Here is a 19,814-nt window from a genome sequence, read left to right on the forward strand (position 1 = left end):
TCACGGTCACACTGTTCAGGGTATAATCAAGCCCTTTTATGTGATCCAGGTCGCTAGAAGTGGCTGCAAGTGCGTCGTGATGTGCGTACAAGATTTATGATTTTTGAGGCTAAAAGCTTATAATGTCTAACGAAATTAACAGATTAAGAAATATTGCAATTATTGCGCACGTTGACCACGGCAAAACGACCTTGGTTGATAAATTGTTAGAACAATCCGGCACGCTGAGCTCTCGCGGTGAAGCGCAAGAGCGGGTTATGGATTCAAACGATCTTGAAAAAGAACGTGGGATCACTATCTTAGCGAAAAATACCGCGATTAATTGGCATGATTACCACATTAATATTGTTGACACCCCAGGACACGCCGATTTCGGTGGTGAAGTGGAACGTGTTATGTCGATGGCTGACTCCGTATTGTTGTTGGTTGATGCCCAAGAAGGGCCAATGCCACAAACTCGTTTTGTGACACAAAAAGCCTTCGCTCAAGGGTTGAAACCTATCCTTGTGATCAACAAGATTGACAAACCTGGTTCACGCCCTGATTGGGTCATGGATCAAGTGTTTGACCTGTTTGATAACTTGGGTGCAACAGATGATCAGTTGGACTTTAAAGTGATTTATGCCTCTGCTGTCAATGGTTGGGCAACACTGGATTTGGATCACCCAAGTGACAATATGGAACCTTTGTTCCAAGCGATTGTTGACAATGTTGAGCCACCTAATGCTGACCCTGAAGGTCCGCTGCAGATGCAGGTTTCTCAGCTCGATTATAACTCCTATGTTGGGATCATTGGTGTTGGCCGTATAAAACGCGGGAGCGTTAAAGCGAATCAACAAGTGACAATCATCAGCGCGGATGGCAGTAAACGTAATGGTAAAGTCGGCCAAGTATTAGGTTATCTTGGCTTGGAGCGTACTGAAATCCCTGAGGCCCATGCAGGTAATATTATTGCCTTTACTGGCCTAGGTGAGCTGAAAATTTCTGACACTATCTGTGATGTCAACAATGTTGAAGCAATGCCTGCACTGAGTGTTGATGAACCTACCGTCACCATGACTTTCCAAGTCAATACTTCGCCATTTGCGGGTAGAGAAGGCAAGTTTGTGACCTCACGGAATATTCTTGATCGCCTGCAGCAAGAATTAGTGCATAACGTGGCACTACGCGTTGAAGAAAGCGAAGATCCGGATAAATTCCGCGTTTCTGGTCGCGGTGAATTGCACTTGAGCGTGTTGATTGAAAACATGCGTCGAGAAGGTTTTGAACTCGCGGTTTCTCGCCCAGAAGTTATTCTGCGCCGAGAAGAAGGTCAACTGCTTGAACCGTTTGAAACGGTTACGGTTGATGTGCAAGAGATCAACCAAGGTAGTGTGATGGAGCAGCTTGGTCTGCGTAAAGCCGAAATGACCAATATGAGCCCAGATGGTAAAGGCCGGGTCCGTCTTGACTTTGTTATTCCAAGTCGCGGCTTGATTGGCTTCCAAACTGAGTTTATGACCCTGACTTCAGGGAGTGGTCTGATGTATCACACCTTCGATCATTATGGTCCGCATAAAGGTGGCGAAATCGGTCAGCGTAAAAACGGCGTGTTAGTATCAAATGCTACGGGTAAATCGTTGACCTATTCATTGTTTAACCTGCAAGAGCGCGGTCGTTTGTTTGCTTCACATGGTGATGAGGTGTATGAAGGCCAAATTATCGGTATCCATAACCGTGATAATGATTTGACGGTTAACTGTTTGAAAGGTAAGCAGCTGACCAACGTTCGTGCTTCTGGTACTGACGAAGCGCAAGTGCTAACACCACCTGTGAAAATGACACTTGAGCAAGCGTTAGAGTTTATTGATGATGATGAATTGGTTGAAGTAACACCTAAAAGCATCCGTATCCGTAAACGTTATTTGACTGAGATGGATCGTAAACGCGCACAACGTGGGCCAAAGTAGTTATTTAGCCTGATAAAATTTGGTAAAAACGGCATGCATTAGCATGCCGTTTTTTTTGTCTTAACAAGACTAGTTTTGTGTATGAATATACAGTAGTCTGCACTATCTATTCGCTGCACCTTGGTGAGCGTTACGATTTGATATAGACAACGTAGGAGTGTCATGGAGCAGACTCAAACCCCAGCCAAGGAATTATCGCTTCACTGGGCGCAGCATCTTAAATCTTTCCCACTGATCGTCTGGGTCGTGCTCATTGGCACGTTTATCTCTCGGGTCAGCTATTTTATGGCGTGGCCATTTTTAGTGGTCTTTTTGTACCGCGATTATGGGGCCAGTGAATTATATGTTGGGTCCATTCTGGCCGCTTCGGCATTCGTTGGTGCTTTTTCGGGTTCCTGGTTGGGTTATCTCAGTGACCGATTTGGTCGGCGCCTGATTATGCTCGGTGGCTGCGTCTTAGCGGGCGCGGCCTATAGTGGTATTGGTGCGGCCGACAAGTTGTGGCAATTTTTTGCGCTAATGCTGATGGTGGGATTAATGCGCCCGAGTATTGAAGCGCCTGGTAAGGCACTGATGGGTGACTATTTAGTTCATCCTAAAGCGCGTGAAGTTGCGTTGAATATTCGCTATTTTTTGGTCAATGCAGGCGGTGCTATCGGACCGCTCATTGGTATTTATTTGGGACTTTCGCATCCCCAACAACTGTTTTACGCTACGGGTATTGTCTATCTCATCTATGGCGCAGTAATGGGCTGGGTATTTTGCTATTACGCTCCCAAGGTTAAAAAATCAGTCACTGCCCAAAGTAAGTTGCGTTTGAGTGAGGTGTTTAAAGTGATTCGAGCCGATCATGGCTTTGCTTTATTACTGCTCGCAGACATTTGCATGTTAATCGCTTATGCCCAGTATGAATCATCATTGCCACAGATTGTCAGTCGTTCTGGTTTAGCTCATGCTGGAAATTGGGTCGGCTATCTGATCCTTGTTAATACCGTGACTATTGTCCTATTGCAATTTCCGTTGTTATCGCTTCTTCGTCATTATCGATTAATTATTCGTATTCGGATTGGGGCGATACTGATGCTGCTGGCGCAAATGATTTTGATGTTTAGCTCGCAGCAATGGCCATTTGGCTGGTTGCTAGGTATATTTTGTTTAAGTGTCGGAGAGTCGATTATCTTTCCATCATTGAATGTCTTGATTGACCAAATTGCACCGGATCATCTACGTGGCACTTATTTTGGAGTGGCCTCTTTTACCGCGGTCGGATTTGCGTTGGGGCCGCTACTTGGTGGGGTGATTTTGCAATATAGCTCAGCGGTTAGTTTATATGCTCTATGTTTTGTATTAATGGGCTTGTCACTGTGGCTATTTGGGCGGGTTAAATTGGGATCTTGGGGGGGGTAGTCTTCAGCCATCACGCCAAAATGGAGCCTCTGAGCACTGCGCTCATGAGGCTCGCTATCTTATCGCGTACTCAGCGTTTCTTTGCTAACTCGTCATTTACCATCCTACGCGAGGTAATCTTGCGGTTGTTGTCGTTCTACGCATTGGCTAGAACGTTGACTTTGATGTTCCGTCCATAACTGCCAAGACCAACCCAGATAACGCCAGCACACATATGCAATCACGACACTGCCAATAACAACCTCTACGTTGGCAAGAAAGTGCAGTTGTTGACTGTAGACTAGCCCCCCAGGGAAACTAGCGACTAAAGCGGAGAGTTTATAGAGCGCGGTTGCCCCGATCGCCATCGGGAAGGTAAACGCTGAATAACCTGGACTAAACGGTAATCGGAGCAGATGAAAAAAGGCTAAATAGATAATCGCTGTCATTAAGATAGCAATGCCCATCAACAACGCGCACATCAGCAGTGAAGGCTGGCGAACGACGGTCAGGTAGCCAGCTAATGATAAACTCGCAGGCGCAGCTAAAATTGCGATGGTCGGTTTGGCTGCATCGGATACTTGCGTGCAGAAGATAAAGCGATAGAACATAACGGGTAATAAAAAGGCGTAGCTAATCAGGCCAAACCATAACAACACTAGGCTTAAGTGGCTAAAATAGTGGCTCGGCGCGGCCACATCTGCAACGATAATCCCAACGGGTGGAACAAACCAACTGGGCACAAAATGATGGATCTTCAACACGCGCACGCGCACGATGACAAATACGGCGAGAAAACTTAGGTGGATGATCACAGCCAGCAACCATAGTGCCGCGCCTGCATGGGGCGAGAGTTTTTCAAGTGATTTTGAAATGACCATCAATGCCATGGCGAACGTAGGAACGACACTGCCGATGACCGGATGTAAAAGATCATTGAGCAGTGCCCGAGGGTGTAAGCAGAATTTATAGGCGAGTAGTGACAGTAACCCTGCCGCGACAATAGCACCAAAACTTTGGCTATAACCATGGAGTGCAAACGTGTTTTCTAGACTCCAGCAGATACTGGCAAACCCCAGCGCTAAACCTGCCAATGGCGCGGGGATATATTGCATCCGGCGGTGGATGATTTGAAACATGGCTCGAATCTCTGAATATGGATAAGGCTTTTAGTATAGGGCGCTTCATTTGTTTAAAATATCTCGTTATATTTAACCAATGGTTTAGTTAGACTATACGATTATGGATATTACCTTAAAGCAATTGCAGGTCTTCGTTGCTATTACGCAGCATGGCACGTTGGCGGCGGCTGCCGAAAAACTGTTTATGACCAAGGGGGCCGCTTCTCAGAATCTAGCGCAACTGGAAGCGCGGTTGAAACAGCCTTTGTTTGATCGCTACCGTGGCCGTTTATTGCTTAATGAACAAGGCCGACAGTTACAGCCTAAGGCTGATGAACTGTTAGATCGTAGTCGCGAAATTCAGTCATTATTTAGTCAGTCATCTCAATTACTGCGTGTCGGTAGTTCCAAGACGACAGCCAGTCGGCAGCTGCCAGAGTTGCTTGGTCAGTTCAGCCAACAGCAAGGTTGGTTGCCAAAGGTCACTATTGAAAATAGCCAGACACTCTTTGCCAAGCTACGCAGTTTTGAATTAGATATTGCGATGGTTGAGGCGCCAACGAGTGACCCGTTGTTACATCAACAAGCTTGGTTTGATGATGAGATGGTGGTGATTGCCGCGCGGCGGCATCCATTGGCGAAGCGCTCTATGGTAAGTTTCACGCAATTAGCCCAAGAGCCTTGGATCTTACGAGAGCAAGGATCGGGCAGCCGCGATTTTTTTGAGCAACAGCTTGCGCCGTTGATTGACTATCCAGCGCCGTTACTTGAGGTGGACAGCTTTGAAACACTGCGCCGCTGCGTCATTGAGCAACTCGGGTTGACCTTTGCTTCGCGCCAATTGGTTGATCTCTCGCCAGAGCGGGACGCGTTATCTATTATTGCTTGTCCAAAACGTTTTATTCGAACGTTGTATTTATGTTATCACCGCGATAAATATTTAGGCCAGAATATTCAAAAGTGGCTCCAGCTCGCTTTAGCTCACCCCAACGTGGCAAAACAGCCGCAGAGCAATGAGGATTGACGCGGTTATAAGCTGGCATACTTGATGGTTTGAAGATTTGCTAGGATGCCAAGCAGTAAACAGCTGTGCGAAATTTTGAACAAGCTCTCCAGTACACACTGGAGAGCTCTATGGGTTAGGCTAGCGCGTCATCAGCAACGTGATAATGCGGGTCTTCAATCACGTTCACTTCAACTAAGTTCCCAGCTTTTTTCAGTAACTTGCGACAATCACCACTTAAGTGACGCAGATGCAGCTGCTTATTCGCTTTTAGGTAGCGCTCGGCCAAGGTGTCAATCGCTTCAATGGCCGAATGATCGGAAACGCGGGCATTGGCAAAGTCAATGATGACATGTTTCGGATCGCTATGAACATCAAACAGCTCTAAGAATGGATGAACTGAGCTGAAAAATAACGGACCGGTGAGCTGGTAGATCTTATCGTCTCCTTCAAGATGAGTTTGCACACTGATATTTTTGGCATGTTTCCAGGCAAACACCAAGGCGCAGATAATTACCCCGACAAATACAGCGGTGGCCAGATCGGTGAAGATTGTTACCACAGACACTAAGATAATCACTAGCGAGTCCGTTTTGGGGATCTTATTAAACAGCCGCAGGCTTGACCATTCAAAGGTTGCGATGACCACCATAAACATGACCCCAACGAGTGCCGCAATGGGGATCATTTCGATGAGTGTTGAAGCAAACAAAATAAAGCACATTAAGCCAACTGCAGCGGTTAAGCCGGATAGGCGACCTCGGCCACCGGAGCGAATATTGATCATGCTTTGACCAATCATCGCGCAGCCACCCATGCCGCCAAAAAAGCCTGTGACCACGTTGGCCAAACCTTGGCCCACACATTCGCGATTACTGCGACCACGGGTCTCGGTCATTTCATCAATCACGGTCAGAGTTAATAACGATTCAATCAGCCCGACACCTGCCATAATAAAGGCATATGGGATCACCACCTTAATGGTTTCCCAGTTCAGCGCAATGTCTGGAATATGAAACGTCGGCCAGCCACCGGCAATCGTTGCGTGTGGATTCCCTGTCATCTGCTGCAGAAAATCTAGCACGGTGCGCGTGTGTAAATTAAAGAAATAGGTCACCAAGGTGACGATCACAATGGCGGCCAGTGAGGCAGGAATGGCTTTAGTCAGTTTCGGTAAAAAGTGCACGATCGCCATCGTCAGCGCCACTAATGCGAGCATGATCCAAAGCTGAGGACCACTCATCCAATGGCTGATACCTGCGGCATCTTTGACTTTAAAGTTACCTAATTGGGCTAAGAAAATAACAATCGCTAGCCCATTCACAAATCCCAGCATCACTGGATGCGGGACCATCCGAATGAATTTGCCCAGCCGGAATACCCCCGCTAAGATTTGAAAGATCCCCATCATGACGACGGCAGCAAATAGGTACTGTTCACCGTGTTGTAATACCAAGGCGACGATCACCACCGCAACCGAACCTGTTGCCCCCGAAATCATTCCTGGCCGGCCGCCAAAAATGGCAGTGAAAAAACCAATAATTGCCGCTGCATAGAGCCCAACTAGCGGGCCAACTCCGGCGACAAAGGCAAAGGCTACCGCTTCGGGGACAAGGGCTAGGGCAACAGTGATCCCTGATAGTAAGTCGTTGCGCAGCGATGCTCCACTGAACTTAGGAAATTCAAACATAGTTGTGTTATCCGTGATCGGTCTTGTTGTGGAATAAAACCAGTTGCCTGAGGCAAAAGAGACGAGAGTCTAACAAAAACTGTGATTCAGTTCAAAAAATAAGCGCCATCTCTATAAAATAGCAGTGGATAATGATCATCGGATGAAATGTCATCGGTCGTATCGATATTTTCCCTTTTAATGGGTGAAATAAGCCTATGGGTAAAAATCACTAGGTGATAATTTTACCCAGCGCAGCGCAGCGCTGCGTGAAGCGATTAGGGCGTCCATCCGCGAGTTGGTGTGTCGCCGAACATGGGTTTGTCTCTTTCATTGTCGATGAACTCGGTTAATACTGGTAAGCCAGCATGAGCCAAGTAGGAGCGTTTGATGCAATCAGTCATACAGTGGTTCGAATATTGGAAAGAGCATGGGCTCGACTTTGCTAAATTTTTAATCAACCGTATTCGGTCTGATCGACTGACGACCACGGCAGGGGCCTTGGCGTATACCACTTTGCTGTCATTAGTGCCGATGATCGCGGTGGTTTTTTCTATCATCAGTGCGGTACCGTCGTTTTCTGGCGTGCAAACGCGGTTGGAAGATCTCTTATTTAGCAATTTTGTGCCCGCCGCAGGTGATCTATTACGCTCGCAGATCAATCAGTTTGTCACCAATGCGAGCCGTACCACGACCATTGGTGGCGTTTTTGTGTTAGTGGTCGCAGTGCTGCTTATTGCTTCGGTTGAAAATGCGCTCAACCGAATTTGGCGGCGCACCCGTAGCCGCAATTTAATTCGAGCGCTACCGACCTATTGGATGATTTTAACCCTTGGGCCCGTGTTAGTTGGCGCCAGTCTAGCGGTGAGTTCATATATCTTCTCACTGGAGTTTTTTAGCGAGAATAGTTTAGGTGGTTTTTGGCCATCCATGGTGCGCGTCGTGCCAATAGGGCTTTCAACAATCGCCTTTATGTTACTCTATCTCATCATGCCTAATAAACGGGTTCGCTTAAGGCATGCGTTTGCTGGGGCTTTACTCGCTGGCGTGTTATTTGAACTGGGTAAGCGCTGCTTTGCACTGTACTTGAGTTCATTTAACTCTTATCAAGCGATTTACGGCGCACTTGCGGCAATCCCCATCTTATTTGTTTGGGTGTACATCAGTTGGATCATTGTGTTACTTGGCGCTGAATATAGCGCAGCACTGGATGAATTTGAACAAGCTGAACCAGAATAAAACAGGAGTCAGTCAGGTTTATGATTGGATTAATACAACGCGTTAGCCGTGCCTCAGTGACCATCAGTGGCAATACGGCTGGGGCGATTGAGCAAGGCCTATTGGTGTTGCTTGGCGTCGAGCAGGGTGATGATGCCAGCCATGTTGAGGCGTTGGCACGCAAGGTTTGCCATTACCGTGTCTTTGCTGATGCGCAAGGCAAAACCAACCTTAATGTACAACAAATCGGCGGCGCATTGCTGGTGGTGTCGCAGTTTACTCTCTGCGCGGATACGCAAAAAGGGCTGCGTCCGGGGTTTTCTAAAGCCGCGGAGCCCTCACAGGCACAGCAACTGTATCAACAGTTTTGCCAAAGCTGCGAAGGATATGGATTGCGTATCGCGACGGGCGAGTTTGGCGCTGATATGCAAGTTGAACTAGTCAATGATGGACCGATGACCTTTTGGTTACAGGTTTAAACCGTTAGCCAACGTGAATAGATGGGTAAGTAGAGGAGTCGGGAAATGCCATATCAAATTGTAACCCCAGAAACCGATGAGCAACTGGCGCGTTATTATCAGTTTCGCTGGGAAGTGCTCAATAAGCCCCTGCAATTGCCGCTTGGCAGCGAACGTGATGCCTACGATACCCACAGTCAACACCGCATGGTGGTTGATGACCGTGATACTATTTTAGCGATTGGTCGATTATTTATTACCGATAGTGAGGAGGCGCTCATTCGTCATATTGCGGTGAATCCTGACTATCGCAAACAGGGATTGGGTTTGATCGTGATGCGCTCGCTTGAACAGGCGGCGTTAGATGAAGGCGTGCAGCGTATTGTTTTAACAGCGCGCGATCAAGACTCGCAAGAGTTCTTCACCCAAGCCGGTTATTTGCCCGATGGGGAACCTTACTTCTACAAACGGAATTTATTTCAACAGCAGATGGTTAAACGCTTAGATGAGCGTTGCCAATTTATTCGTCACCCTGAACTGTGTCATAAGCTCTATCAAGAGATCTACAAGCGCATTCCCTTAAGTGAAAAGATTGGTATCAAGTTAACCCGTTATGATGATCAACTGCTGGAAACTCGCTTGTCACTGGGTGGAAATGCCAATGTCTATGAGTCAATGTTTGCGGGTAGTAGTTATTGTCAGGCGCTACTGACCGCTTGGTCGCTGTTATGGTTGGCGCTACAAGAGCTGAACATGGACGCAGAAATTGTTTTGATTGATGCGCAAATCCAGCATCGACGCCCCATTCAAGGTGAGTGTTCGGCGCAGGCTTTGCTCGGACAGATAAAAAATATGCATCGCTCGTTTAGTAGTGGTCATTCTCGAACGCGCTTTAAGATTGCTGTTGCGCTTTATAGCGGCGACCGTTTGGTCGCCGAATTTGAGGGATTCTTTTTACTGCGTCGACTACAGTGTCGCCGGCCAAAAGAAGTGGATCAGGGTCGATGAAATAGCCACCATCATCACAAACAGGCATAACGCTAACAGTATCGCTTTAGCGCTGCTGGCATGGATATTTTTAAGCCGAGTGTTAAAGCCTAGCGCTGACATCGCCATGGCGAGCACCAGTGTATCAAATTGCAATAAACCAGCTCGCAGTGCATGACTGATTGGCAGATAGCCATTAATCAGCACCACGGCAATAAATCCAAATGCAAACCATGGAATAGTGATCTTCCCTCGGGTGACCTGCTCGCCATTTGCTTGCGCTTGTTGACGACGTTGCCACAGCCAACTGATGATCAGCAGTGCAGGCGCGAGCAGCATGACGCGGGCAAGTTTGACGATGACCGCGACGTTAGCCGCCTGCGGACTGATGCTTTCGCCAATCACGACCACCTGTGCCACTTCGTGAGTGGTGGAACCGGCAAGCGCGGCAAACGCATCTTGTGACATATGCAAAAATGGAAACAGCAGTGGATACCCAAACATGGCTAGTGTCCCAAAGATCACCACCGTCGCGACCGCAACGACGACATATTCATCTTTGGGTTTGATGACCGGATCCACCGCCATCACTGCTGCTGCACCGCAAATCCCTGTGCCAGCAGCGGTTAACAACGCTAATTCAGGAGGCAGCTTGAAAACGCGGGTGCCCAGAAAATAGCCGACGGTAAGCACCGATGTCACCATCACTGCTGCTAGACCGATCCCCGGCCAGCCAATTGCAACCAACTGGCTAACGGTAATATGCAGGCCAAATAGCATCACGCCTAGACGCAGCAGCCGGCTCTGGGAAAATCCGAGTCCTGGAGCGGTGGGCTGCAGATGCCGCTCTAATGGGCTGTTGGCGATAATAATACCGAGGATGAGCCCCACCATTAATGGACTTAATGCGACCCATTCGCTGACATAATGGCTAAGCACTGACCCGATAAGTGCAGTCACAAGTGCCAATATAATCCCTGGGAGAAACCTCTTCATTGCTTATTCCTTGCATAGAAACAAATAAAATCGTGGAGCGGTAGTCTAAGGAGTTGCATTTAATGAGTTAAACGAATAGTTTTGATATTTTAAATCAGAAAAATTGATATGAGCTTCTCACTGAAACAGATCGTTGTCTTTGACGCCATTGCTCAAGTGGGCAGTGTGACTCAGGCTGCTGACCGACTGGCGATGACGCAATCGGCTGCAAGTATGGCGCTATCCCAGTTGGAACAACAATTAGGACATCCATTATTTGAACGGGCAGGGCGTCAATTGGTGCTAAATGCGTGGGGGCATTGGTTGCGGCCGCGGGCGAAGCGACTTTTGCAAGATGCTGCGCAGATCGATCAAGGTTTTCAAGGACGCCACCTGCTCTCCGGCGACTTACGACTTGGCATCAGCCAAACGATTGCTGAAATTTTGCTGCCGCAGCTCGTTTGCCAGCTCGACCAAAGTTATCCACAATTGCGTTTAGCGCCTCATGTTAGCAACAGTGAACAAGTCATTCATAGCTTGTTACAGCATGACTTAGAGCTAGGGGTGATCGAGAGTCGTTGTGATGATTCTCGGTTGCATAGTGCTCATTGGTGTGATGATGAACTGGTGGTGGTGGTGGGCGCCGAGCATCCACTTGCCAAAAGTGCCGCGATGGTGAGTGTGGCGCAGTTAAGCCAGCTCCGATGGGTACTGCGTGAACTGGGCTCGGGCACTCGTGAAACCTTCACCGGTGCTATCTTTAATCGGATCACCAAGCTCAATATCTGGCGTGAATTTAGCCATGTTCCAACCATAATGGCGCTGCTCAGTCAGGGTAGCTACGCCAGTTGTTTACCCAAACGGATCGTGCAAAGCGCAGTCCAATCAGGAATATTAGCGATTGTGCCAGTGGAAAATTTGCGTATCCACCGTCAATTTCACTTTGTTTGGCGCAAAGATGCCAGTAGCGATCCGCTGCGCGATTGCGTTATTGAGCAGGCGAAAACCATCCACTAACGGGCGTTAGCCGTGATCATTACAGACTCCACTCGATTGGGAGTCGCTGATAAATTGATCGCGCTGTGGTAGATAACTTTGTGCCAGTTGGTAGTGATCAATACGAATTTGCGGATTATCCCATGGGCCATCGACAATGCGATTAAGTAGTACGCAGCGACCATCGGTAATCCCTATCCCTAAGGCATTATATTGATGCGATGCCAAATCAATCTGGCCACTGAGCAACCAATTATAAGGGCTACTTGCCACATTGGTTTGATCCAATTGCAATACGCCATCATCGATATGGGCATTTAATTGAAGCTGATTAAATACCGTTGTTCCTTCGGGAATGGCGTTGGGCGCATTCCAGAGCGCACTGACCCCATCAATTAATAGCTGACGATGGGCGGGCAGTGTTGTTTTGGGATCGTTTAAAAGCTGTTTTAATAAGGGCGTTAAATCGCGGTTAAATGCCAATTGAGTGCTGGTGGCATGTAACTGGCCTTGCAGCTGAGTAAAACCACTGCCCAGTTCTCCGTTGAGTTGTCCGGTGAGCTCGAGATCCCCGCCGAGTTTAAAGCCTGCATTGCCAGTGAATTGGGCAAGTGGCGATACATCTAAAATCAACGCTGATAATTTGCCTTGCCAAGGTTTCCCAGGCGTTTGTGGGTCAAGTGTTCCATCCCATTGCAACTGGCCTTGAGGCAGCTCGCCATACAGATGAATCTGTGTTATCGGCTGCTTGTCATTGGGACCCATATCAGCGCTAACATTGCTAAAAACGACCCCTTGGTAAGCTAGATTGGGCGCTTGGATAAAGAGGCTGCTTTTGGGTTGCCAAAGCGCCGCGATGGTCTGCCAATGCCCAGCTTTAAGAGGAGTTATATGGCTCGTAGTTAATGTCAATTGCGGGATCGACAACGACTGATTGGCAAAATAGGCGAATAATTTGCCGTGATCAATATTGGCTTGATCGATCGCAACCGTGAGTGGCCAACGCTGTAACCATTGCTTAGTTTCTGCCAACATCGCCGTAGACAAACTCAGTGTGGCGTTGTCCAATTGGGCCGATTGAATGTTTAATTGCGGCGTTTTACCCTGCCATTGGTAGTTCAAACTGGCCTGAAATGTCCCCGGCTGCAACTGGCCTGAAAACTGGCTAAGCTCAGCGGATTGACCGTTGAGTTGGCCCGTTAATTGGAATTGCTGTACGGGTAACTGATTGACTAACAGATTGTTGACCGAGAGCGAGAAGTTACCGCTGAGCAAGCTGGGTTGCTGCGGGACAATATGCAATTGATCAGCGCTGCCGCTGATATTATTGAGTACCAGTGGCTGATTATTCAGCGTACTTTGTAGGTTGAACCCATTGAGCTCAAGATGATCGATTTGTAGTGAGTGAATACCGGCCGGCCAATGCGGTAAGAGTGCAGCGGATAACTGCGCTGGCTGGTACTTCACGTTATCGATAGCAACATCACTGAGCTGCAATTGCTGCTGATGCAATTGCCCGCTGGCTCGGATTTGGCCTTGGGCCCACTGAAAACTGGCGTTTTCGATCCGCCAACGCTGATCGCCGGTGGCTTGAATGCTCCATTGTGGCTGGCTGAGTTGATCGCCATTATAGTCAAGGTCGCTGGCGACCCCGCGCAGTCGCCAAGTCGGGCGAACAGTGCCGCTGCGTTCAATCTGCCAATGGCTTAATTGCAGATCTGCGTTGTTGAGCGCAAGCTGCGTTTTCCCATCGGGCTTAAGCCAGCTTAATGAGGCTTGTTTCAGGTTGAGTTGCTGTACCTGAATGTGTTTGATCCATGGCAGTTGCGGTAGCTGGTAGGCGGCGGGTTGCAGCGCCATCTTAAACTGTGCCTGATTTAAATTAAGCTGCGAGATATCTAACTGCCTAGAAAACAGTGCCTTAGGGGATAGGCTTAGATCCAACTGGTCAGCGCTTAACGTCATCACGCCGCGCCGCGCGAGAACCACATGGTCTAAATGCCACGAAAACGGAGAACTGATCTGCCAAAAGCTACGTTGGTAGCGCAGTTGCCAACCTTGCGTCGCCGCCCATTGCTCAATCTGCGCTTGGTAGCGATCTGGATTAAAGGCAAAAATCACAAATGTGAGTGCCGCAACGAGCAGTAATACGAAAATTGCAAGAATATCTCTAAATAATCGCATCTTGATGAAGGCCTTTGGCGGTTTTCGCTACATGAAAAAGATAGTAAAGCATAACCTAAAATAGCGCCGTGGGTATAGCTTCTGCTTAACGTAACTTGATGAAAAGTGATGGGTCGCATCACCGCTACTGCCGTGCACCATCGCGAGCGAATTTTGTTGATCATCCTAGGGAACGTCGTTTGTATTGCGATTTGTATTAAAGCTAAGTGGTGCGAGTTTATTCAAATGAAACGGCGCCGCGAAAACGCCGACTTGAACCTGAGTCGAGTGAAGGCCGATCCGACATGTGGTTCGGCCTTACATGTTGATTATCTGAGATAGTGATGATGAAAACGCAGCTGCGTTTCGATAAAACTCGCGACAAAAAAGTAACTGTGATCAAAGCCGTCGTGGTAGTGCATCGCCAGCGGCGCTTGGTGTACTTGCGCGGCTTTTTCAAGTGCTTGAGGGTTCAGTTGCTCTGTTAAGAACGGATCCGCTAACCCTTGGTCAACCCGCATCGGTATATGGCTGCGTTTCGATTGCAATAAAACGCAGGCATCGTGCTGTAGCCACAACTGTGGATCTTCCCCCAGATAAGCGCTCAGCGCCGCTTGCCCCCAAGGGCACTCGGTCGGGTGACTAATGGGGCTAAAAGCAGAGGCACTGGTATACAAATGTGGGTGTTTAAGGGCCAAAGTTAGCGCGCCGTGACCGCCCATTGAATGCCCAGCGATGGCACGTTTGTCATTGACGGGCAAGGTGTCAGCGCTCCATTGCACCAGCTCATCAGTCACATAACGTTCCATCTGATAGTGAGCTCGCCACGGCTGCTCGGTGGCATTCACATAAAATCCTGCGCCTTGTCCAAGCGAGTCGCTATCGGCATCGGCAACCCCTTCACCTCGCGGGCTCGTATCGGGGACGATTAGAATCAGGCCTAGCTCACTGGCAATACGTTGTGCACCCGCTTTTTCGACAAAGTTGCGATCGTTACAAGTGAGCCCTGATAACCAATACACGGCTGGCAGTGGTTGTGATTTGGCCTGATCCGGCAGATAGACACTCACCTGCATATCGCAGCTTAGCGTATTCGCACGATGGCGATAGCGGCGCTGTTCACCATTAAAACAGCGACGACTTTCAATTAACTCATTCATGATGGGATTCAGCCAGTGCCGGGAAGTGGATCACCGTACGAATACTCTTGCCTTGATGGAGCAATTCAAAGGCATCATTGATCTGCTCAAGGGCCATGGTATGGGTGATAAAGTCTTGCAGTGGAAATTCGCCATTTAAGTAGCGCTCCACATATTCAGGCAGTTCACTGCGTCCTTTGACTCCACCAAAGGCACTTCCACGCCAAACGCGACCAGTGACTAATTGGAAAGGTCGGGTTGAAATTTCTTGACCTGCACCGGCGACCCCAATAATAACCGATTCACCCCAACCTTTGTGGCAGCACTCGAGTGCTTGCCGCATCACATTCACATTGCCGATACACTCAAACGAGTAATCTACGCCGCCATCAGTCAGCTCAATAATCACCTCTTGGATGGGCTTGTCGTAATCGCTTGGGTTGATGCACTCGGTCGCACCGAGTTTTTTTGCCAGTGTAAATTTATCAGTGTTGATATCAATCGCAATGATCTGCTTGGCCCCAGCCATGGTCGCTCCAATCACAGCAGACAGCCCAATGCCCCCTAACCCGAAGATGGCGACCGTCGCGCCTTTTTCTACTTTGGCGGTATTCATGACCGCACCCATACCGGTAGTAACGCCGCAGCCGAGCAGGCAGACCTCTTCAAGCGGTGCTTCAGGATTGACCTTCGCAATGGCTATTTCGGGCAGTACGGTGTACTCAGCAAAGGTTGAACAGCCCATATAGTGATAAATGGGCGTTTCCCCGATGCTAAAGCGGGTGGTGCCATCGGGCATTAACCCTTTCCCTTGGGTTTCACGAATCGCCTGACACAAATTAGTTTTGCCAGATTTACAAAATTTGCATTCACCACACTCTGGGGTGTAGAGCGGGATCACGTGATCGCCAATGGTGACCGTTGTCACCCCTTCGCCAATGGCTTCAACAATACCGCCGCCTTCATGGCCCAAAATGGCCGGAAAAACCCCTTCTGGGTCATCCCCTGAGAGGGTGTAAGCGTCGGTATGACAAACGCCTGAGGCGAGCACTTTAATACGGACTTCACCCGCTTTAGGGGGGGCGACCGTGACGGTCTCAATTTTAAGCGGGGCACCCGCCTCCCATGCGACAGCCGCTTGACAGATAATCGGTTTTGCAGAACACATTAGGGTGACTCCATGTTGAATAAAAAACGATGAACCATTGTAATTGTTAATCTAGCAGAGATAATCACCCACTGGGTAAAAACACTTTTACATAGAGGTAATAATGAGTTGGCAGGGGATCGAAGAGTTTGTCGCCGTCGTTGAAACCGGTAGTTTTACCCAAGCGGCGTTGCGCTTGCAGCTTTCTATCGCGCATGTCAGCCGGCAGATCCGCAGCTTAGAGCAGCGGCTCAATGTTGCCTTGCTCTATCGAACTACGCGTAAAGTCTCACTCACTCAGTCCGGCGAGCTTTTTTATCAACACTGCAAAGGGCTTATTGAAGGGGTGCATCAAGCTGAACTCGCGGTGCGCGCATTTGAACAAGAGCCGCAAGGGCAACTGCGCATTACCGCGCCCACCTATTATGGCGAGCAGCGTCTCGCCCCTTTGGTGAATGATTTTTTGCTGCGCTATCCTCATGTGAGTGTTGAGTACCTATTTACGAATCAACAATTAGACTTAATTGCGGAAGGCATTGATTTAGCTATTCGCTTAGGATCGCTGCAGCCGCATGCCAGCTTATTTGCCAAGCAACTTGCAACCCGTCAGCTAAAAGTGTGTGCGAGTTCAACATATTTGACTTGCCATGGTGAGCCACAAACACTCAGCGCATTAGCCGAACATAACTGCTTGTTGGGTACCCTTGGATTTTGGCGCTTTCGCGTTCAGGGTAAGATGCATTCGCTCAATGTGAGCGGAACGCTGCGTTGCAGCAGTGGCGTGGCATTACTCGATGCAGCCAAAAAGGGATTAGGGATCGTACAGTTGCCCGATTATTACACTGATGCGGGATTAGCCAGTGGTGAGCTGGTGGAGCTTTTAAAAGATTATCAAATTGATAACGAAGGGGTTTGGGCTATCTACCCTCAGCAGCATCAAGTGTCGGTCAATGTCCGTCTATTGCTTCAGCACTTGAGCGAGCAACTTGGGGTAACGGCTGGCGTGTCATAGTCATCGTTAAAAACGATGACTCGACGGGTTACTCTAAGGTAGGTGAGCGCATGCGCAGCGCAGGGTCCCAATGCTCAACGGCTTTGCCGTTTTTAATGCGCCACATATCAAACCATGTGGTGGTGTACTGACCACCTTTGACATGGCTATCGTTCACCTTGCGTGGATAGCTCACGATCACGAGATCACCTTCGGCAACCACACTGGTGATCCCCATCTGAATATGTTGAGGGATAGGCCGCGGTTTGACCTTTAATACGTGGGTAAAGTAATCCACTATTGCTTTGCGCCCACTGGCCGCATTCGGATTGTGCTGAATATATTCAGGGCTTAGATAACGGCTGGCGAGCTCCCAGTGTCCGGCTTCAAGCAGATCGCGAATAATATGATAGACCACCTGCTTATTGGCATTCAGTTTGGGGTTGGTACTGGTGAATAACGAATCGGCATCTGGCGCGGTTATAACCGGCGCGCTAGGTACCGACAACAGGGTAGCAAAAGCAGGCGTTGCCAGCAAACAGGCTGAGAATAAAGTGGCAATACCGATCTTTTTCATAGAGATGCCTTAGATAAATGTTGCCGCTTAGGTGACGAGTTAAGTTTTATCGACAGAGCATATCAGAATGTTTTAAGAAAACAGCGGTGCAAATATGGATAAATTTTGAACTCTCATATCAGTAAAATTAAACAGTTTGGATGATGGATATACCCACATTCTATCGATGTTATCTATCACTAACAGAGTTGATTAAAGACGAGTGAGTCGCATTAATAAACAGTAGCATTGGGCAAGTGATCTAAAAATAATAACTAAGATAAGACGAACACTGAGCCAATAATGAAACGCGCCGTGAGTAGCCGCGCTTTTCTGTAAACTGATCGCCCAACGATGAGTCTTTCTCTGTTATTGAGCGATATTAACCGCCGATATTGACGCTAGCAGAACCAATGGTCACGCCGCCACAGCTGATACGGCTGCCCGTGACTGCCGCAGGTTTACCATCAATCAGGACACTTCCGGAACCAGAGGCGATCGTCCGCGGATGCGGCGGATGCTTTGGTTTATCATGTTGGGCGAGCGGATCACCCAATCGAGCGGCTGGACGATGATCTATTTTGACCGTTCCTGAACCAGCCGTTACAGAGGTGGGTGGATAGCCATTATGATCGGTGCCGGTATCTCCGACAACAACAGCTTTGGGCATGAGAGACTCCAATTCAGTGCGTTTTACTAATAACTAATCACATAGTATGCGGCAATTTTTCATAAAGTAAACGCTGCCTCTGAAAATAGTGAAAGTAACGGCGTTACATCGGTTTTAGATGAATTGGTTAAAAAACAACCGAGCAAGAAGTTGCCCAGCTGGGCAACTTCTTGCTCGATCTGGGCAACTTCTTGCTCGCTGGTTATTTTATCATCAACTCTGTTTTTATCATTGGTATAAAAAACAATGCCTTACAATTTATAAAAAGTTGGCATGGATGTTGTTTTACTCTTTAGTGTTTCATCAATAAACTATTAAAGAGGATCACATCTCATGCCAACACCTTGTTATATTTCGATTGAAGGCAAAACTCAAGGCAATATCACCGCCGGAGCCTTTACCGCTGACTCCGTCGGCAACATCTACGTGCAAGGTCACGAAGATGAAATGCTGGTGCAAGAGTTTAAACACATCGTCACCGTTCCCACCGACCCTCAATCGGGTCAACCCGCCGGGCAGCGTGTGCATAAACCCTTTAAATTCACCGTGGCGCTCAATAAAGCCGTGCCCTTGATGTACAACTCACTGGCTTCAGGTGAAATGCTGCCCACCGTGACACTGAATTGGTATCGCACCTCCGTGGAAGGCAAACAAGAGCATTTCTTCACCACCACCTTGACCGATGCCACCATCGTCAATATCGATGCGCAAATGCCGCATTGCCAAGACCCTCAAAAATCAGATTTCACTCAACTGATTGAAATATCAATGGCATACCGTAAAATTGACTGGTCGCATGAAATTGCCGGCACATCCGGCTCGGATGACTGGCGCGCACCGCTCGAAGGGTAATCACACGCAGGTCAAGCCGCAGCGGTTGGCCTGTCGTAATGGCGCCGCACGCCGAACACCCCGCGAGAAACGGTGCCCTCAACCCGTATGTTAAACGGGGCGAAGCGCGATGGGCAACGGCCCCGTGCGACAACGCCCAGACAGGGTGTCAGCCATCGGCCCTGTCACACACGGCTTTTCTCGTCATTGCGGGGAAGCGCGTGACGATTGAGTCAGTCCCCCGTGGACTGACCCCGCGAGCCGGTCTATCGAGACCGCCACGCGACATCACCTTGGCCCATGGCTTCGGCCCTTGCGCCATTTATTGACCGGTGACGGCACGTGCGTGTCGTCTCGCTGGGGGCGGTAGCGTGGCTTTTTTATCATCCCCCATTTCATCTGCCAACCATGGGGTTGTGACAACAGGGAGGACCTTTTTATGGCCGTGCCAAGCGGATTACAATTTACGCTCCACATCGACGGACTGAGTCAGCAAAGCCTGCAGGTCATCGACTTTCAGGGTCATGAGCAGTTAAGCCAGCCCTTTGTGCTGAC

General features: G+C 48.7%; 17 protein-coding genes. 9 read left to right on the forward strand and 8 right to left on the reverse strand.

Going from position 1 to position 19,814, the window contains the following annotated elements; genetic code table 11:
• The first annotated feature begins 122 nt into the window (after positions 1-122).
• Positions 123-1,949, forward strand: a complete 1,827-nt coding sequence (gene typA, locus ABUE30_RS13540) for a translational GTPase TypA (protein ID WP_408624336.1) — start codon at positions 123-125, stop codon at positions 1,947-1,949.
• A gap of 162 nt (positions 1,950-2,111) precedes the next feature.
• On the forward strand, positions 2,112-3,356 hold the full coding sequence (locus ABUE30_RS13545) for an MDR family MFS transporter (protein WP_408624337.1): 1,245 nt from the start codon (positions 2,112-2,114) through the stop codon (positions 3,354-3,356).
• Between the two features lie 104 nt (positions 3,357-3,460).
• Here ABUE30_RS13545 and ABUE30_RS13550 read toward each other — a convergent pair whose 3' ends face one another.
• Entirely contained in the window at positions 3,461-4,474 is a 1,014-nt protein-coding gene (locus ABUE30_RS13550; protein WP_408624338.1) for a TDT family transporter, read from the reverse strand.
• Positions 4,475-4,577: 103 nt separating this feature from the next.
• Here ABUE30_RS13550 and ABUE30_RS13555 point away from each other — a divergent pair, with 103 nt between their 5' ends.
• Complete coding sequence (locus ABUE30_RS13555; protein ID WP_408624339.1) at positions 4,578-5,480, forward strand: LysR substrate-binding domain-containing protein; 903 nt, start codon at positions 4,578-4,580, stop codon at positions 5,478-5,480.
• A 115-nt stretch (positions 5,481-5,595) separates the two neighbouring features.
• Here ABUE30_RS13555 and ABUE30_RS13560 read toward each other — a convergent pair whose 3' ends face one another.
• Complete coding sequence (locus tag ABUE30_RS13560; RefSeq protein ID WP_408624341.1) at positions 5,596-7,149, reverse strand: SulP family inorganic anion transporter; 1,554 nt, start codon at positions 7,147-7,149, stop codon at positions 5,596-5,598.
• 369 nt (positions 7,150-7,518) lie between these two features.
• On the opposite strand from ABUE30_RS13560, the gene ABUE30_RS13565 reads away from it, so the two are divergent.
• Genes ABUE30_RS13565 through ABUE30_RS13575 form a run of 3 tightly spaced genes read left to right on the forward strand, consistent with a single transcriptional unit; the run spans position 7,519 to position 9,812 of the window.
• Positions 7,519-8,367, forward strand: a complete 849-nt coding sequence (locus ABUE30_RS13565) for a virulence factor BrkB family protein (protein WP_408624342.1) — start codon at positions 7,519-7,521, stop codon at positions 8,365-8,367.
• A 20-nt stretch (positions 8,368-8,387) separates the two neighbouring features.
• A complete protein-coding gene (dtd, locus tag ABUE30_RS13570; RefSeq protein ID WP_408624343.1) occupies positions 8,388-8,825 on the forward strand; it encodes a D-aminoacyl-tRNA deacylase in 438 nt (145 codons plus the stop codon).
• 45 nt (positions 8,826-8,870) lie between these two features.
• Positions 8,871-9,812, forward strand: coding sequence for a bifunctional GNAT family N-acetyltransferase/hotdog fold thioesterase (locus ABUE30_RS13575; RefSeq protein WP_408624344.1), 942 nt, complete (start codon positions 8,871-8,873; stop codon positions 9,810-9,812).
• On the opposite strand, the gene ABUE30_RS13580 is transcribed toward ABUE30_RS13575, so the two are convergent.
• Complete coding sequence (locus ABUE30_RS13580) at positions 9,771-10,787, reverse strand: YeiH family protein (RefSeq protein ID WP_408624345.1); 1,017 nt, start codon at positions 10,785-10,787, stop codon at positions 9,771-9,773. The genes ABUE30_RS13575 and ABUE30_RS13580 overlap by 42 nt on opposite strands.
• A gap of 108 nt (positions 10,788-10,895) precedes the next feature.
• On the opposite strand from ABUE30_RS13580, the gene ABUE30_RS13585 reads away from it, so the two are divergent.
• Positions 10,896-11,783, forward strand: coding sequence for a LysR substrate-binding domain-containing protein (locus ABUE30_RS13585; RefSeq protein ID WP_408624346.1), 888 nt, complete (start codon positions 10,896-10,898; stop codon positions 11,781-11,783).
• Positions 11,784-11,789: 6 nt separating this feature from the next.
• Here ABUE30_RS13585 and ABUE30_RS13590 read toward each other — a convergent pair whose 3' ends face one another.
• The 3 genes from ABUE30_RS13590 to ABUE30_RS13600 form a co-directional block, all read right to left on the reverse strand.
• Complete coding sequence (locus ABUE30_RS13590) at positions 11,790-13,946, reverse strand: AsmA-like C-terminal region-containing protein (RefSeq protein WP_408624347.1); 2,157 nt, start codon at positions 13,944-13,946, stop codon at positions 11,790-11,792.
• A gap of 308 nt (positions 13,947-14,254) precedes the next feature.
• Entirely contained in the window at positions 14,255-15,085 is an 831-nt protein-coding gene (fghA, locus tag ABUE30_RS13595) for an S-formylglutathione hydrolase (RefSeq protein ID WP_408624348.1), read from the reverse strand.
• Entirely contained in the window at positions 15,078-16,232 is a 1,155-nt protein-coding gene (locus ABUE30_RS13600; RefSeq protein ID WP_408624349.1) for an S-(hydroxymethyl)glutathione dehydrogenase/class III alcohol dehydrogenase, read from the reverse strand. Before ABUE30_RS13600 ends, fghA begins: the two co-directional genes overlap by 8 nt.
• Before the next feature lie 100 nt (positions 16,233-16,332).
• Between ABUE30_RS13600 and ABUE30_RS13605 the strand changes: the two genes are divergently transcribed.
• Complete coding sequence (locus ABUE30_RS13605) at positions 16,333-17,223, forward strand: LysR substrate-binding domain-containing protein (RefSeq protein WP_408624367.1); 891 nt, start codon at positions 16,333-16,335, stop codon at positions 17,221-17,223.
• A gap of 28 nt (positions 17,224-17,251) precedes the next feature.
• Here ABUE30_RS13605 and ABUE30_RS13610 read toward each other — a convergent pair whose 3' ends face one another.
• Positions 17,252-17,779, reverse strand: a complete 528-nt coding sequence (locus ABUE30_RS13610) for a nuclear transport factor 2 family protein (protein ID WP_408624350.1) — start codon at positions 17,777-17,779, stop codon at positions 17,252-17,254.
• A 361-nt stretch (positions 17,780-18,140) separates the two neighbouring features.
• A complete protein-coding gene (locus ABUE30_RS13615) occupies positions 18,141-18,428 on the reverse strand; it encodes a type VI secretion system PAAR protein (RefSeq protein WP_408624351.1) in 288 nt (95 codons plus the stop codon).
• Positions 18,429-18,761: 333 nt separating this feature from the next.
• On the opposite strand from ABUE30_RS13615, the gene ABUE30_RS13620 reads away from it, so the two are divergent.
• Positions 18,762-19,280: an Hcp family type VI secretion system effector gene (locus ABUE30_RS13620; RefSeq protein WP_408624352.1), complete on the forward strand. Its 519-nt coding sequence runs from the start codon at positions 18,762-18,764 to the stop codon at positions 19,278-19,280.
• The last annotated feature ends 534 nt before the right edge of the window (positions 19,281-19,814 follow it).

The sequence above is a fragment of the Celerinatantimonas yamalensis genome, from assembly GCF_046054155.1.
Taxonomy (GTDB): Bacteria; Pseudomonadota; Gammaproteobacteria; order Enterobacterales; family Celerinatantimonadaceae; genus Celerinatantimonas; species Celerinatantimonas yamalensis.

What these genes read in the sequence shown, in the direction of transcription:
- ABUE30_RS13620 (WP_408624352.1), top strand. Translation starts at nt 18,762, where the DNA reads ATGCCAACACCTTGTTATATTTCGATTGAAGGCAAAACTCAAGGCAAT.
- ABUE30_RS13580 (WP_408624345.1), bottom strand. Translation starts at nt 10,787, where the DNA reads ATGAAGAGGTTTCTCCCAGGGATTATATTGGCACTTGTGACTGCACTT.
- ABUE30_RS13550 (WP_408624338.1), bottom strand. Translation starts at nt 4,474, where the DNA reads ATGTTTCAAATCATCCACCGCCGGATGCAATATATCCCCGCGCCATTG.
- ABUE30_RS13600 (WP_408624349.1), bottom strand. Translation starts at nt 16,232, where the DNA reads ATGTGTTCTGCAAAACCGATTATCTGTCAAGCGGCTGTCGCATGGGAG.
- typA (WP_408624336.1), top strand. Translation starts at nt 123, where the DNA reads ATGTCTAACGAAATTAACAGATTAAGAAATATTGCAATTATTGCGCAC.
- ABUE30_RS13585 (WP_408624346.1), top strand. Translation starts at nt 10,896, where the DNA reads ATGAGCTTCTCACTGAAACAGATCGTTGTCTTTGACGCCATTGCTCAA.
- ABUE30_RS13575 (WP_408624344.1), top strand. Translation starts at nt 8,871, where the DNA reads ATGCCATATCAAATTGTAACCCCAGAAACCGATGAGCAACTGGCGCGT.
- fghA (WP_408624348.1), bottom strand. Translation starts at nt 15,085, where the DNA reads ATGAATGAGTTAATTGAAAGTCGTCGCTGTTTTAATGGTGAACAGCGC.
- ABUE30_RS13610 (WP_408624350.1), bottom strand. Translation starts at nt 17,779, where the DNA reads ATGAAAAAGATCGGTATTGCCACTTTATTCTCAGCCTGTTTGCTGGCA.
- ABUE30_RS13555 (WP_408624339.1), top strand. Translation starts at nt 4,578, where the DNA reads ATGGATATTACCTTAAAGCAATTGCAGGTCTTCGTTGCTATTACGCAG.
- ABUE30_RS13565 (WP_408624342.1), top strand. Translation starts at nt 7,519, where the DNA reads ATGCAATCAGTCATACAGTGGTTCGAATATTGGAAAGAGCATGGGCTC.
- dtd (WP_408624343.1), top strand. Translation starts at nt 8,388, where the DNA reads ATGATTGGATTAATACAACGCGTTAGCCGTGCCTCAGTGACCATCAGT.
- ABUE30_RS13545 (WP_408624337.1), top strand. Translation starts at nt 2,112, where the DNA reads ATGGAGCAGACTCAAACCCCAGCCAAGGAATTATCGCTTCACTGGGCG.
- ABUE30_RS13560 (WP_408624341.1), bottom strand. Translation starts at nt 7,149, where the DNA reads ATGTTTGAATTTCCTAAGTTCAGTGGAGCATCGCTGCGCAACGACTTA.
- ABUE30_RS13615 (WP_408624351.1), bottom strand. Translation starts at nt 18,428, where the DNA reads ATGCCCAAAGCTGTTGTTGTCGGAGATACCGGCACCGATCATAATGGC.
- ABUE30_RS13590 (WP_408624347.1), bottom strand. Translation starts at nt 13,946, where the DNA reads ATGCGATTATTTAGAGATATTCTTGCAATTTTCGTATTACTGCTCGTT.